General features: G+C 33.8%; 14 protein-coding genes and 9 tRNA genes. 18 read left to right on the top strand and 5 right to left on the bottom strand.

The window, feature by feature from the left end; all coding sequences use genetic code 11:
* Positions 1-5: 5 nt before the first annotated feature.
* From GQF29_RS07110 to GQF29_RS07130, 4 genes are all read right to left on the bottom strand, one after another.
* Positions 6-1,604, bottom strand: coding sequence for a CTP synthase (locus tag GQF29_RS07110; protein ID WP_008789216.1), 1,599 nt, complete (start codon positions 1,602-1,604; stop codon positions 6-8).
* A 589-nt stretch (positions 1,605-2,193) separates the two neighbouring features.
* Positions 2,194-2,796 (bottom strand): DUF998 domain-containing protein, encoded by a 603-nt coding sequence (locus GQF29_RS07115; RefSeq protein WP_008791135.1) that lies wholly within the window; start codon positions 2,794-2,796, stop codon positions 2,194-2,196.
* Between the two features lie 4 nt (positions 2,797-2,800).
* Positions 2,801-3,040 (bottom strand): AbrB/MazE/SpoVT family DNA-binding domain-containing protein, encoded by a 240-nt coding sequence (locus GQF29_RS07120; RefSeq protein WP_008791134.1) that lies wholly within the window; start codon positions 3,038-3,040, stop codon positions 2,801-2,803.
* A 362-nt stretch (positions 3,041-3,402) separates the two neighbouring features.
* Positions 3,403-4,074 (bottom strand): helix-turn-helix domain-containing protein, encoded by a 672-nt coding sequence (locus tag GQF29_RS07130; protein ID WP_054689536.1) that lies wholly within the window; start codon positions 4,072-4,074, stop codon positions 3,403-3,405.
* Between the two features lie 495 nt (positions 4,075-4,569).
* Between GQF29_RS07130 and GQF29_RS07135 the strand changes: the two genes are divergently transcribed.
* From GQF29_RS07135 to GQF29_RS07160, 5 genes are all read left to right on the top strand, one after another.
* A complete protein-coding gene (locus GQF29_RS07135) occupies positions 4,570-5,631 on the top strand; it encodes a replication initiation factor domain-containing protein (protein ID WP_269010599.1) in 1,062 nt (353 codons plus the stop codon).
* Entirely contained in the window at positions 5,631-5,834 is a 204-nt protein-coding gene (locus tag GQF29_RS07140) for an excisionase (protein WP_002610247.1), read from the top strand. Before GQF29_RS07135 ends, GQF29_RS07140 begins: the two co-directional genes overlap by 1 nt.
* Positions 5,835-5,912: 78 nt before the next feature.
* Positions 5,913-7,106 (top strand): site-specific integrase, encoded by a 1,194-nt coding sequence (locus GQF29_RS07145; protein WP_160340770.1) that lies wholly within the window; start codon positions 5,913-5,915, stop codon positions 7,104-7,106.
* 392 nt (positions 7,107-7,498) lie between these two features.
* The gene (locus GQF29_RS07155; RefSeq protein ID WP_054325795.1) at positions 7,499-8,209 is read left to right on the top strand and encodes a response regulator transcription factor; all 711 of its coding nucleotides are present in this window, start codon (positions 7,499-7,501) and stop codon (positions 8,207-8,209) included.
* Between the two features lie 74 nt (positions 8,210-8,283).
* Entirely contained in the window at positions 8,284-9,330 is a 1,047-nt protein-coding gene (locus GQF29_RS07160) for a sensor histidine kinase (protein WP_236916399.1), read from the top strand.
* A 24-nt stretch (positions 9,331-9,354) separates the two neighbouring features.
* Here the strand turns inward: GQF29_RS07160 and GQF29_RS07165 are convergent, their stop codons facing one another.
* Positions 9,355-9,978 carry a flavin reductase gene (locus GQF29_RS07165; protein WP_054690444.1) on the bottom strand — a complete coding sequence of 208 codons (624 nt, stop codon included), beginning with the start codon at positions 9,976-9,978 and terminating at the stop codon, positions 9,355-9,357.
* A gap of 164 nt (positions 9,979-10,142) precedes the next feature.
* Between GQF29_RS07165 and GQF29_RS07170 the strand changes: the two genes are divergently transcribed.
* From GQF29_RS07170 to speD, 13 genes are all read left to right on the top strand, one after another.
* Complete coding sequence (locus GQF29_RS07170) at positions 10,143-11,423, top strand: aspartate aminotransferase type Ic (protein WP_117599188.1); 1,281 nt, start codon at positions 10,143-10,145, stop codon at positions 11,421-11,423.
* Between the two features lie 165 nt (positions 11,424-11,588).
* A tRNA-Gln gene (locus tag GQF29_RS07175) sits at positions 11,589-11,664 on the top strand.
* Between the two features lie 4 nt (positions 11,665-11,668).
* A tRNA-Val gene (locus GQF29_RS07180) sits at positions 11,669-11,744 on the top strand.
* A gap of 25 nt (positions 11,745-11,769) precedes the next feature.
* A tRNA-Thr gene (locus GQF29_RS07185) sits at positions 11,770-11,845 on the top strand.
* A 5-nt stretch (positions 11,846-11,850) separates the two neighbouring features.
* Positions 11,851-11,934: transfer RNA gene (locus GQF29_RS07190), tRNA-Tyr, on the top strand.
* A gap of 6 nt (positions 11,935-11,940) precedes the next feature.
* Positions 11,941-12,016: transfer RNA gene (locus GQF29_RS07195), tRNA-Lys, on the top strand.
* Positions 12,017-12,037: 21 nt separating this feature from the next.
* Positions 12,038-12,126: transfer RNA gene (locus GQF29_RS07200), tRNA-Leu, on the top strand.
* Positions 12,127-12,131: 5 nt separating this feature from the next.
* Positions 12,132-12,205: transfer RNA gene (locus tag GQF29_RS07205), tRNA-Gly, on the top strand.
* Positions 12,206-12,212: 7 nt separating this feature from the next.
* Positions 12,213-12,288: transfer RNA gene (locus GQF29_RS07210), tRNA-Asn, on the top strand.
* A 3-nt stretch (positions 12,289-12,291) separates the two neighbouring features.
* A tRNA-Glu gene (locus GQF29_RS07215) sits at positions 12,292-12,367 on the top strand.
* Positions 12,368-12,598: 231 nt separating this feature from the next.
* Positions 12,599-12,871 (top strand): CD3324 family protein, encoded by a 273-nt coding sequence (locus GQF29_RS07220; protein ID WP_008789211.1) that lies wholly within the window; start codon positions 12,599-12,601, stop codon positions 12,869-12,871.
* An 84-nt stretch (positions 12,872-12,955) separates the two neighbouring features.
* Positions 12,956-14,104, top strand: coding sequence for a bis-aminopropyl spermidine synthase family protein (locus GQF29_RS07225; protein ID WP_236916400.1), 1,149 nt, complete (start codon positions 12,956-12,958; stop codon positions 14,102-14,104).
* A complete protein-coding gene (gene speD, locus GQF29_RS07230) occupies positions 14,058-14,447 on the top strand; it encodes an adenosylmethionine decarboxylase (protein ID WP_160340772.1) in 390 nt (129 codons plus the stop codon). The genes GQF29_RS07225 and speD overlap by 47 nt, the downstream gene beginning before the upstream one ends.
* Positions 14,448-14,466 lie beyond the last annotated feature (19 nt).

The following is a 14,466-nucleotide window of genomic DNA, read 5'->3' on the forward strand; positions in this document are numbered from 1 at the left end:
TTTATTTATTTCTTATTTTGACAAGCAGCGGTTATAAACCCTTGAAATAAAGGTTCACTTCGATTAGGTCGCGAAGCGAATTCAGGATGAAATTGTGCTGCTACAAAATAAGGATGATCTTTTAATTCAATAATCTCCACTAGATCTCTTTCAGGATTTCTACCTGAAATAATCAGTCCATGTTGTTGTAATACATCTTTATATTTATTATTAAACTCATATCGATGTCTATGCCTTTGTTGAATGAGATTTTTTCCATATAGAGATTGTGCTTTTGTTCCTTCTAATAGTTCACAATCATAGTTTCCTAGTCTTTGTGTTCCACCCATATCATCTAATGATTGATCACTCATTAAATGTATAAGAGGTGTTCGACACAATTCGTTAAACTCCATAGAATTAACATCTTCTAAATGACATACATGTCTAGCAAACTCAATAGAAGCTAGTTGCATACCTAAACAAATTCCTAAGAATGGTATATTATTTTCTCTTGCATATTGTATAGCAATAATCATACCTTCTATTCCACGTTCACCAAAACCTCCAGGTATTAAAATACCATCAGCTTCCCCTAGCAAATCTTGAACATTATCTGTATGCACATCTTCGGCATTCACCCATTCAATATTGATTGTACTATTTTCATAGTAACCCGCGTGTCTTAAAGCTTCATTGACTGATAAATAAGCATCTGGGAGTTGAACATACTTCCCAACCATTTTAATTGTGACTTCTTTATCAACACCTTTAACTCTCTCTATTAATTCCTTCCATTCACTCATATTTGCTTGAGGTGCATCTATTTTCAAATGTTCCAAAACTAAGTCATCCATATGCTGATCCAATAACATCATTGGTAATTCATATAAAACATCAACATCATAATTTGAAATAACTGCTTTTGTAGGTACATTGCAAAATAAAGAGATTTTATCTTTTAAATCTTGATCAATATATTTTTCACTACGACAAACAATCATATCTGGCTGAATTCCATAACCTCTTAATTCTTTAACACTATGTTGTGTAGGTTTTGTTTTGACTTCATGACTTGCCCCAATATATGGCAATAAAGTCGTATGAATATAAAGAGTATTCTCATAGCCTAAATCTAAACGCACCTGTCTGATAGCTTCAATAAATGGTAAACTTTCGATATCTCCAACAGTACCACCAATCTCAGTAATCACAATGTCAGCATGACTAGATTTTGCAGCAGCGTAAATCTTTGCTTTAATTTCGTTTGTGATATGAGGAACAACTTGAACTGTTGCCCCAAGATATTCACCTTTACGTTCCTTAGAAATCACATTGCTATAAATTCTGCCTGTTGTAATCGATGAATTTCTATTCAATTCCTCATCTATAAATCTTTCATAATGTCCCAAATCTAAATCTGTTTCTGCACCATCAGCTGTTACAAAAACCTCACCATGTTGAAAAGGTGACATTGTTCCTGGATCCACATTAATATATGGATCTAATTTCTGCATAAATACTTTTAGTCCTCTTTGTTTTAATATTCTACCTAAAGATGCAGCTGTTAAGCCTTTTCCAAGTCCTGAAACAACTCCACCTGTAACAAATATAAATTTAGCCATTTGCTTGTCTCCTTCCTTATTTTTCCAATAAAAAATGCACTTCAACGGAAAGCCGTGAGTGCCCTTTCTCATTCTAGCAAAAAATAATTATTAATGCAATTATTTTTTATCTATATTTCTATAAGAATATATTACCATTTCACAACTTATTCAAATGTTATCCAAAATGAGCTAAGATATACGTTTCTTTGAATTAATTAAGAAACCAAATATCTCATTTGATAGATTTTTAACTTCCTGTATTTAATATTCTCGTTTTTTAATAAGATGGTCATTTAAATAAGTATTGTTGCTACGTTAAATTCAGCTAAAATTTATATTAAATTTTATATTTAATTTTAGATTATCCGCATAAACACTACACTTTTAAACATTTTGAGGTATAGGAAATACTCATTTTACCACAGATTTACCACGATTGAATGAGCCTTGATATGATGATAAAACGACAAAGGGAGATAGCACAAATAACTGTGCATCTCCCTATATTTTCTTTGTTTATTCCGTTGATTACTTCATTTGATTTCAAACTTTAACGCTTTTTTATATCTCGTTTTTAAGTCCTATCATAGATTTCACTCCTAACAATTTATTTTTCCAGTAATATTAAACATCCCAAAGGTAAATACATAAACAGTAATGATAACCGTTGCCATAAGCCTTCAAAGGCTAAAACTGTATTTTTGTAATTAGGCTTATCTCCCATAACAAAACATGAAAAACACAATATTGCTAATATGAAACACCCTATGTTGAAATAAAAGAATTTAATGTTATTTATTTTATATGCATAAATTCCTAGAAAAAGTGGTGCAAATGCTAAGCACATAAAACCAATAACAGAACCATACCCATGTATTTTTTCTGAAAGAGTAGCAAGACTTTTTACTTCCCCAACAGGGAATAAACCAGAAAGAATACACCCTCCGATTGCATAAATCAACAATATTACAAAAAGTGTTACTGCAATCAGTTTGGAACTCTCTGAAATAATCGCATATACGTTGAAATCAATCACTATTAAGGTAATTCCAAAGACTACCAGCCACGCATTGTATATAATATGTAGCGGAGCCTTACTATTCCCGAGAACGCTCATAACTTGTATTAAATGATTATACCCTTTATATGCTGGAGCTAAGATAAAAGGAATAAGTAAATCTAAGATGAAAACTATTGGCAATATAGTCATAATGCTATTTTTCATCTTCTATACCGTTACTTAATTTACCAAGTCCTTTTAATATTTTCACAGCTAATTCTTTCATAACGTCCGCTTTTACAATCGCTATCCCTTGTTCTTCATCGCCCAACACTAATAAGGTATCCCCTGATTTAATATCAAAAATCTGTCTTGCTTCTTTTGGAATAACAATTTGTCCTTTTTCCCCTACTTTAACTGTTCCAAATATATGTTGTCCTTTTTTCATTGACATTTTCACATCTCCAATCTAACATTTCTATTTTGTTATACTTTTCATACTTGCAATAAAAATATAACAAAAATAATAAGACCTGTCAAGTTTAAAGAAGCGTGTACCTATAAAAGAGATACACGCCTTACTTTGCCAATTATCCGACAATCTTCCAGTTACTATCCTTATGTAATACAAGTTCATACTGCAATACCTGCGTCGCCTTTGTCTGATTTATCATAAATTAGCTTTTATCCCTTTCTTCCTCTTGGCTACCCACCACAGTCAAGAAAAAGCCCTGTCAAGAGCCTTGCCACCATTGGTGGTGCTTTGCACTCTTTACTGGGCTTTTTGTTTGCTGTATCTTCCATGCAAGAGGAAAATCAAAGACCTCTGTTCCATTTCGCCTTTAGATAATCTTCATAGTCCGCTTCATTAAAGTCTAATTGTGGCGAAGTGTCTGGTATGTTGTTTCTGTTGTCAATATCTGCAAGTTGACGGAATATCCAGTCAGCATAAGGGTCGTGGTATTTGTATTCTTTCAGTTGTTCTCTGTATCGGTCTAACCCTCGCATTTCCTTATGCACTTTCATCATGCGTTCTATTTTCTGATGCTGTATCAACTGCTTGATTTCCATAAGTTCTTCCAACTCTGTAACCTCATTGGTAATATAGTTATGGATATACTGTATAAGTTTATATACCTTGTAAAATCTGTATTCGTTTTCATTATCGAAAAATTCATTTTCAGACAGATAATCTAAAGAAACATTGAAGTCCTGTTCCCGTTTGATAATATCCATGATATATGGCTCGGTGTGGTCGATATACTTCCATTCTCCCGACAATAATTCATTGGGCGTTACACCCAGCACGTCCATTATCTTTTCCAGCGTATCAAAGGTAGGATAATTCACACCACGTTCAATCTTGGAAAGGCTCTGCATATTGATACCGATTTTGTCCGCAAGTTCCTGTTGTTTCATTCCTCTGTGTTTTCTTATGGTCTGTATGTTCTCTCCTAAGAAACTGATTTTCTTTATATAACCCTCCATGACTTAGTATAATCGCTCCTTTCGTTGCTTTTCTCATCACTTATAAGCATATCATACTTAATATATATCTAAAAGTCAACAAAAACTTCTTGACAAGTAATTCTAATGGCGTTATTATCGTATCAGATAGAGTGATTAAGCACGCTAGGGTCAATCACACGCTTGAGTAAGCACAAAAAATATGTATTTTCACTTTGATAGCATGAATAAACATGGACTATCAGACCGAAAATAAGGTTTCTGACTGGGGCTGTTCCGTTTAGCCACGAGCCTTACAAGGCTCGTGAGCGTTAAGAACGGAGCAGACACAGGAAGAAAGGGAACGCCTTTCGGCGTTCGTAAAGGGCGTATATGTAACACCGCCCTGCGTATACATGTCATAGTACCTAGAAACTGTGATAAATAAAGGACAAAACACGATTTTTACCCCGCAAAAAACGGGGCATACGAAAGGAGCAATGCACTATAACTACACACAAAAATTTATCCGTTAAGATTGATTACATCAGCATTGTATTTGATACTGTAACCGCTGAAGATGTAATCATGCACATTTTAGGTTTACCAACTGATATTTTTAATGTCTATCCGGCAAGCGTTAAATTCAAGACGTATCAAGCACGCTGGCAGATTGGAGATATTTATGTATCGGGGGACGCAAGAAAGACAGAGGACAACCCACAAGGGCTAGGCTGTTATCTCGTTATGACTGGCAGAGGTTGTGATGATATTTTCCGCATTCTTGACAGTAGGAATTATACCTTTGGGGATATGTTCCGACGCTGTGAGCGAAGATACGGACTGGATAATTTCCATTTCACAAGACTTGATATTGCCATTGATGATAAGAGCGAAAAGCCATTCTTTACAATAGAGCAGATAAAGAAGAAATGCGAAAAAGAGGAATTTATCTCCAATAGTGAGGGCTACCACTTTGATGAAAGCAAGTTTGACGATTTCGACACTGCAAAGACGGTTTATATCGGTGCTGGAAAGTCGGGATTGTCCTACCGCTTTTATGACAAGGATAAGGAAGTCTGTTCAAGATATAATAAGACGCTTGATGAAGTCGGCAGTTGGAAACGGACAGAAATGCAACTGCGTGATGATAAGGCTCATGCCTTTGCCATGACATTTAAGGACAGACCGCTGGAACTTGGGGAATTGGCTTTCGGGCTATTGGCAAACAACCTACGCTTTGTCGTAGCAAACAGAAATGAAAGTAATAAGAGCCGATGGAAAACGTGTCGATTTTGGGAACGCTTTTTAGGGGCTGTGGAAGTCTTGAAACTGCAAGTATCAAAACCATATAATTCCCTTGAAGAAACACAGCAATGGCTCACAGAGGGTGGCGTGATTTCCGCTGTCAAAAGTTTTTACTTCTTAGAAGAACATGACGCATTAGGTGGACTTGAAAAAGTGGGAACTATGCTTGACAAGGCAAGATACAGCACTTCCCTTTCCAGTAAACTAACTGCACATTTACAGAGGATAAACCGCACCGACCTTATCCCCTATATCCAGTATGACACGAAACATGGGAAAGGGGGTATCTGATGAATAACAACGATATTCCCGTATGGGAAAAATACACCCTTACCATTGAAGAAGCGTCTAAGTATTTCCGTATCGGAGAAAACAAGCTAAGACGATTGGCAGAGGAAAACAAGGACGCTGGCTGGCTCATTATGAATGGCAACCGCATACAGATTAAACGCCGACAGTTTGAAAAGGTTATTGATAAATTAGACGCAATCTAATGCAAATGAGCCTTGTATGTGTTATGATGAACACAAGTCATATCAAGGCTCTTTCCAACAAGGAAAGGAGCAGACACCATGAAAGAAAAAAGACGGGATAGCAAAGGACGTATCCTGCATACTGGAGAGAGCCAACGAACAGACGGAAAATACTTATATAAATATGTGGACGCATTTGGAAACACAAAATATGTGTATGCTTGGAGATTGACACCCACAGACCCGACACCAAAGGGAAAACGGGAAAAACCCTCACTTCGTGAACTGGAACAGCAGATAAGACGGGATATTGAGGACGGTATCGACAGCACAGGCAAGAAAATGACATTTTGCCAACTCTACGCCAAACAGAACGCACAGAGGGCAAACGTGAAGAAAAGCACACAGAAACAACGGGAACAACTCATGCGGTTATTGAAAGAGGACAAGTTAGGTGCTAGGAGCATTGATACGATAAAACCCTCTGACGCTAAAGAATGGGCGTTACGCATGAAAGACAAAGGCTTTTCCTATAACACCATTAACAACCATAAACGCTCGTTAAAAGCGTCATTCTATATCGCCATACAAGACGATTGTGTAAGGAAAAACCCTTTTGATTTCAAGCTGAGTGAAGTCCTAGAAAATGATACGAAAGAGAAAGTCGCATTGACAGAGGAACAGGAACAAGCCTTACTGTCATTCATCAAGACGGATAACGTGTATCACAAGTATTATGATGATGTGCTGATACTGTTAAAGACAGGACTTCGTATCTCAGAACTGTGCGGACTGACAGTAGCCGATATTGATTTCAAGAATGAGGTTGTGGTTATCGACCACCAGTTATTAAAAAACAAGGAACAGGGCTATTATATTGAAACGCCTAAGACAAAGAGTGGAACAAGGCAAGTGCCATTAAGCAGAGAAACGATACAGGCATTTCAACGGGTCATAAGGAAACGCACAAAAGGGAAACTGATAGAGATAGACGGATACAAAGATTTTCTGTTCGTCAATCCGAAAGGCAATCCTAAAGTTGCGATTGATTACAACGCCTTATTTGTCCGTATGGTAAAGAAATATAACAAACACCACAAGGATAACCCCTTGCCACATATCACACCACATACGCTACGCCATACGTTCTGCACAAGACTGGCAAGCAAGAACATGAACCCGAAAGATTTACAGTATATCATGGGACATTCAAACATCAGTATCACAATGAACTGGTATGCTCATGCGTCCATAGATACCGCAAAATCAGAGGTTCAGCGTCTAATCGCATAAGAAGTATTTACCACGATTTTAACCACGCTTGATAGCGAAAATATAAGAAGATAGACCTAGATATGTGAGGTTTACCACAAAAGCAAAATGCCCGTAGAGCCTATAAAATAAGGATTTGCGGACATTTAAGAAGATATAAAAAGATAGTCAAAAAGACATATATAATTTAATACAATTTATATTATGAATAGTTAAATAGATAAAAAAGTAAAATTATTATTTTAAACATAACAGAAAACCAAAGTATTACAAAATAATAGAAATTCTTTAGCTTTCTTTTTAACTAAGATAATGAAATCAAACTTTTCAAAACACATACTTTAAACATTTTAAAAAATTTCTTTGATATTTTTTAAAATTATATATAATAAGAATGAAGAGGAGGAAGTAAAATGGAAGCACCTCATATATTAGTTATTGATGATGAAAAAGAGATTACTGATTTAATTGAAATTTATTTAAGTCAAGAAGGTTATCATGTAGAAAAAAGATATAATGCATTAACATTATTAGAAGATATTAGGACTTATCAAATTGATCTTGTTATATTAGATGTTATGATGCCAGAAATCAATGGAATACAGGCATTAAAAATGATTAGAGAAAAATATAATATACCTGTTATTATTGTTTCTGCAAAAACAGCAGATAATGATAAAATTGAAGGACTCTTAACTGGTGCAGATGATTATGTCAGTAAACCTTTTAATGCAATGGAATTAGTTGCACGAGTAAAATCACAATTACGTAGATTTCAGGTTTTTAACAAACCTATTAATGATTCCTCTCATATTATAGAAGCAAGTGATCTTATCATTGATACTCAAAAGAAATCTGTTACTTTAGATAATCAGTCACTCGCATTAACAAGAATTGAATATGAAATTTTAGTCTTATTAGCAAGTCAACCAGGAACAGTTTTTTCAATTGAAGATATTTTTGAAAAGATATGGCATGAAAAGATATGGCATGAAAAGTCCACAAATTCTAATAATACTATTATGGTTCATATTAGAAAACTACGCGAAAAAATAGAAAGACAGCCAAGAAATCCACGTCATATTAAAACAGTTTGGGGTATTGGTTATAAATTTGATTTATGATGAAAAAGATTAAGAGATTGTTTATTAGTAGTTTTAGATGGCGACTTTTTATTAATTTAATTGTGACTTATATTATGACATTCTTAATTTATAGTGCATTAATTATTATTTTTGATAATTTTAATTTGTTAGGAATGTCTATTGAATTAAGATATTTTATTGCATTTATTATTTCATTATTTCTCTTTTTAGTTATTTTCTTTGATTTAATGAATATTACCTTAAAGTATTTAAGTGTACTTAGTGGGACTATTCAAGAAGTCACTGCAGGAGATTATAATGTTGAGGCTCCTATTGAGTATGATGATGAATTAGGATTATTAGCTGCCAATATTAATGCTTTGGCAAAAACATTAAAGGACAAAGAAAAAGAAAGTGAGATTTTAAAAGAAAATGAGCGTTTAGCATTTGATGCTGAGAGAAATGCTGAGAAACAAAAAAATGATTTAATTACAAATGTTGCTCATGATTTAAGAACTCCATTAACAACTATTGTTGGATATTTAGAATTAATTAAAAATAATGAACATCTTTCTAAAGAAGATATTCAAAAGTATTCTACGGTTGCTTATGAAAAAGCAAAGAAGTTACAAGGAATGATGGATGATTTATTTGAATTTACAAGTTTAGATAAAGCTGATGTAAGAGTTCATATGACAACTCTTAATATATCTGAATTAATTCTTCAAATTGTTGATGAATTCTATCCAACATTTCAAGAGCATGATTTAACTCCAGTGATTAATATAGCTCAACCCAATCTTTTCATTCAAGGAGATGGCCAATTAATAGCAAGAGTTTTTGATAATTTATTATCAAATGCTGTTAAATATGGACAAGATGGTAATGATATTAAAATTGAGGTTTTAACTGATGACCAGAACGTCACAATTAAAATTATGAATTATGGTCATCCTATTGCTCAAGAAGATTTACCATATATTTTTGATAAATTCTATCGTTCTGATGCATCACGTTCATCTTCAACAGGAGGAACAGGATTAGGATTAGCTATAGCTAAGAATATTGTGCAAATACATAATGGTCAAATCTTTGCAACAAGTCATAAAGAAAAGACAACATTTGTTGTTGTCTTAAGAAAATTGCAAATTCAGGATTAGAGAGTATGCTTGACAGCTCTCTTTTTAAATTTTATGAAAATGACTTGCATCAACCTTACATATTGGGCAAATATAATCTTCTGGTAAAGTTTCGCCCTCATAAATAAATCCACAAACATCACAACGCCAACCTTGCTTCGTTGTTTCTTCAACATATGATGGTGCACTCTTAGGTGTTGTACCATTTTTCTTATCATGATAAGCTGCATATGTTAAAACAGTTTCATCACTCAATGTCTGAGCATCTTCAACTTCACTGATAAACATTAGATGTGTTCCTACATCAACAGTTTTTTTAACACGACAAGCAAACATTGCTGCTGTGTTCTCTGTTAAGTATTTAACATCATTAACATCAGTTTCATACGCAATGTTTTCAAACTTATTGACATCTTTACCACATTGGAATCCAAATGTTCTAATTATTTCCATAGGAACTTTTTCTAATAAGACACTGACATTAAATACACCACTTTTTTCAATGATTTGAGTTGTATAATTTTCCTTGTTTAATGTTATACAGACTTGTGATGGTTCTGCTGTCACTTGTGTCATTGTATTAATGACACAGCCACTTTCCTGATTATCGTTTTTTGAAGTCACAATATATAATCCATAACTGAGTTTAAAAAATGCTTTTGAATCCATATTTCATACCTCCTTATAAGGATTATACCACAATTTATAGATTATAAATAGTAATTATTCCTATTTATGTTATTTTTATTAACTTATGTTTATTAGAGATTGATTTTTATGTACTGAAAGAGTACAATTACCTCGATTAATATGTAAAAAGAGAGGGATATATCATGAAGATGTATAAAGACATGAATCATGAAGAATTAGTTTCTTTACATGATGATTTATGTAAGCAATATGAGCAGGTTAAAGCAAAAGGTTTGAAGTTAAATATGGCGAGGGGAAAGCCGGATGTCAATCAGTTACTTTTATCTACTGATATATTGGATGTCATTAATAGTCATTATGACTTTGGAAGTCAATATGAATATTGTAATTATGGTATTTTGGATGGTATTGATGAAGCTAAAGAATTTTTTGCAAAGATGTTAAACACTTCTTCTCAAAATGTTATTGTTTATGGAAATTCTAGTTTAACAATTATGTTTGATCAAATTAGTCGAGGTTATACCCATGGCTATTTAGGAGAGAAACCATGGTGCCAATTAGATAAAATTAAATTCTTATGCCCTGTTCCTGGATACGATCGCCATTTTGCTATAACAGAACATTTTGGCATTGAAATGATTAATATTCCTATGCATGAAAATGGTCCAGATATGGACCTTATTGAAAAATATGTTCAAACTGATGAAAGCATTAAAGGCATTTGGTGTGTTCCTCAGTATTCCAATCCAACTGGCATAACATATTCTGATGAGGTTGTAGAACGATTTGCAAATTTGAATCCTGCAGCAAAAGATTTTAGAATCTTTTGGGATAATGCATATTTAGTTCACCATTTATATAATGATAAACAAGAACATGTTAAAAATCTTATAAAAGCTTGCCAGGAGGCTGGACAGCCAAATCTCGTTTTTGAATTCTGCTCAACATCTAAAGTCACTTTACCAGGTTCAGGTGTTGCAGCATTGGCAACATCACTTGAAAATAAAGAGGATATTTTAAAACACATGTCTATTCAATGTATTGGATATGATAAATTAAATCAATTAAGACATGTAGAGTATTTTAATAAAATTGAAAGTATAGATACACATATGCAAAAACAGGCAAGTCTATTAAAGCCTAAATTTGAAGCTGTTTTAAATATTTTTGAAAGAGAACTTGAACCATTAGGAATTGCTGAATGGACTAAACCATTAGGAGGATACTTCATTTCCTTTATGGCAATGGAAAACTGTGCAAAAGCTATTGTACAAAAATGTAAAGAAGCGGGCACACTCCTAACAACAGCTGGAGCAACTTATCCATATGGTCAAGATCCTCATGATGCTAACATTAGAATTGCTCCTTCTTTCCCAAAATTAGAAGAATTAAAACAAGCAACAGAATTATTTGTTCTTTGTGTTAAGTTGATAAGTGTAGAAAAATTATTAGAAAAGGCATAATTTATGTCTTTTTTATTTTGAAATATGAGGAATAATTCTAGTTTTAATGTGTATAATAAGGATGGTTTTTCAATAAAAGGGATGATTTAAACATTTTTTAGGAAAATTTGAATAAAGATATTGACTAAAACGCAGAAAATTGTTATATTATATGAGCATGATTATTGGGATATAGCCAAGCGGTAAGGCAACAGACTTTGACTCTGTCATCTCCCTGGTTCGAATCCAGGTATCCCAGCCAATATGGAGGTTTAGCTCAGTTGGGAGAGCATCTGCCTTACAAGCAGAGGGTCAGCGGTTCGAGCCCGTTAACCTCCACCATTCTATAAAACATAACAAAATATTTGCCGGCTTAGCTCAATTGGTAGAGCAACTGACTTGTAATCAGTAGGTTGAGGGTTCAAGTCCTTTAGCCGGCACCAGTAATGGGGAGGTAGCGAAGTGGCTAAACGCGGCTGACTGTAACTCAGTTCCTTTCGGTTCGGTGGTTCGAATCCGCCCCTCCCCACCATTACAGGACCCGCTAGCTCAGTCGGTAGAGCATCTGACTTTTAATCAGAGGGTCAGGCGTTCGAGTCGCCTGCGGGTCACCATCTTAAAAATGAATAGTGCATGCCCAGGTGGCGAAATTGGTAGACGCACAGGACTTAAAATCCTGCGGACCTTAAAATCCGTGCCGGTTCGACTCCGGCCCTGGGCACCATTCATGCGGGTGTAGTTCAATGGTAGAACTTCAGCCTTCCAAGCTGACTACGTGGGTTCGATTCCCATCACCCGCTCCATTGATTTGCTTGAATAGCTCAGTTGGTAGAGCAATCGGCTGTTAACCGATCGGTCGTAGGTTCGAGTCCTACTTCAAGCGCCATGTGGCCTGTTGGAGAAACGGTTAACTCACATGCCTTTCACGCATGCATTCACGGGTTCGAATCCCGTACAGGTCACCATTTGATAACGAGCGATCATATTGATCGTTTTTTTTATTTATATTTTTATTGAAAATCGTTATCCTTGACAACAATCAACTACCCTTTTATAATTGAAAAGCGTAATAGAAAGGAGTATTCTATGAATAAATTATCGAAACTGGGGTTAACTCTGTAAGCAAAAGCTATTTACAGAGTCTCATGATAGCTTTTGTTTACGACTAGATAAATGTTTATTTAGGAGGAAACAACATGAGCTATAGAAAAGCAACTGACATATTACCCATTGAGATATTACAAGTTATACAAGAATATGTAGATGGTGATTATCTTTATATTCCAAAAAAGAAAGAGAATATTAAAGAATGGGGTACAAATACAAAAACTAAAGAGTATACAATGCAAAGAAATAAAGAAATCTTTGAAAAATATGTACAAGGATATTCAACTATTCAATTAGCAACTCTTTATTATTTATCTCATAAAACAATACAAAGAATAATACGTCAACAAAGAAGCGCATAAGGCGCTTTTTTGTTTCTTAAATAAGTTTGAGGTCGTAATACTACCATATTCATGTTTTACTTAAAAACAAGGAGGTTTAAGTTCATGAATCTTGTAGACACTATATACAACAAAGTACTTTTACGTGAGGGCAAAAGAAAAATCGAAGACTATCTTTTAGAAATACGATTATTTTCATATAATTCTTCAAAGCAATTAGCCCAAACATTATCTATCCCAATCCCTATTATTGTTGCTATAAAAAAGGAGTTACAATCACTAAATATTTTAGAAAAGGGGAGCGGATTTTCTTTAACTAAATCTGGAATCGAAATCATCGATTTAAGTTTTCATATAAAAGCTCTTAATTTAAAACACTATCATTATTTATCTAACACATCGGCATTAGAAATCATGACAAAATTTTCTTGGCTTCTAGATTACTTTAACAACCGTCCAAGTGCTGATGTCACAATTGACCAAGCAAAATGCACACTAGAATCCGCTATCAAAAGAGTACAATATATGTTAAAAAAAGAAAAATTGCTTCATCGAAACATTCTCTGTCTAGGTGATGACGATTGTATGAGTATTATTATTGCCACATTTAATGCATATATATTTACAAATCATTCTGAAAAAAATATTCATGTGTTAGATAAAGATATTCGTATTTTAAACTATATTAAACAAAGTCCACCATATATTCAAAAACAAATTCATGTAGATGTATGTGACTTTAGAGACACTTTGGAAAATAGATTCCAAAGAACTATGGATATTGTTATTATGGATCCACCATATACGATTAATGGAATAACCCTCTTTTTATCCAGAGCTATTTTATGTTTAAAACACGAGGAAAATCTATCATGTTATGTATCATTTTTTAAAATGGATTACCAATTTCTGTACACAATTCAAAAATTATGGGTAGAAAATCATATCCTTCTTCTAGATATGATAATTGGTTTTAATCAATATGAAGGAGGTAGCATTCTAGGTAGTCAGAGTGATTTTTACCATCTCATAACGACAGACAAAACTACAGTTCCTTTAATTGATAATAAGGCAATGATTTATACTGGCAAAAGAAACCCTACAACCCGCTCATATCAATGCAAAAAATGCAAGAAAATATATAAAATTAATGAGAAATCTAAATTTAATACAATTGAAGAATTAAAAAAGGAAGGATGTGAAAAATGTGGAGGAGATAGATTCTGTTTATACAAAAGAGTTAGAAATTTGTAAAAGAGTAGGCAAAGAAGTATGCATCGATGTTTCACAATGCCAGTTAAATAAGAAAGATCTTACTATTTTATTACATCAAATATCCAAACTTATGAATACAACTGTCCTCAGTATTCATAGTCACTCATTCACACCCCAAGGAGACACTATCATGGCCATCATAGCAGACTCCCATATCGCTATTCATACATGGCCAGAATATAAATATGTAGCAATTGATATTTTTTCATGTAAACAAAATATTCCTGATAACATTTTTTCATACATCAGTAATTTCTTTGAGACAGAAGATATAACTTATCATACACTCTTTAGAAAAGTTCATTTTAACAATGATAAATAAGACGATATTAAAAAGATCA

Source organism: Coprobacillus cateniformis (genome assembly GCF_009767585.1).
GTDB lineage: Bacteria > Bacillota_I > Bacilli_A > Erysipelotrichales > Coprobacillaceae > Coprobacillus > Coprobacillus cateniformis.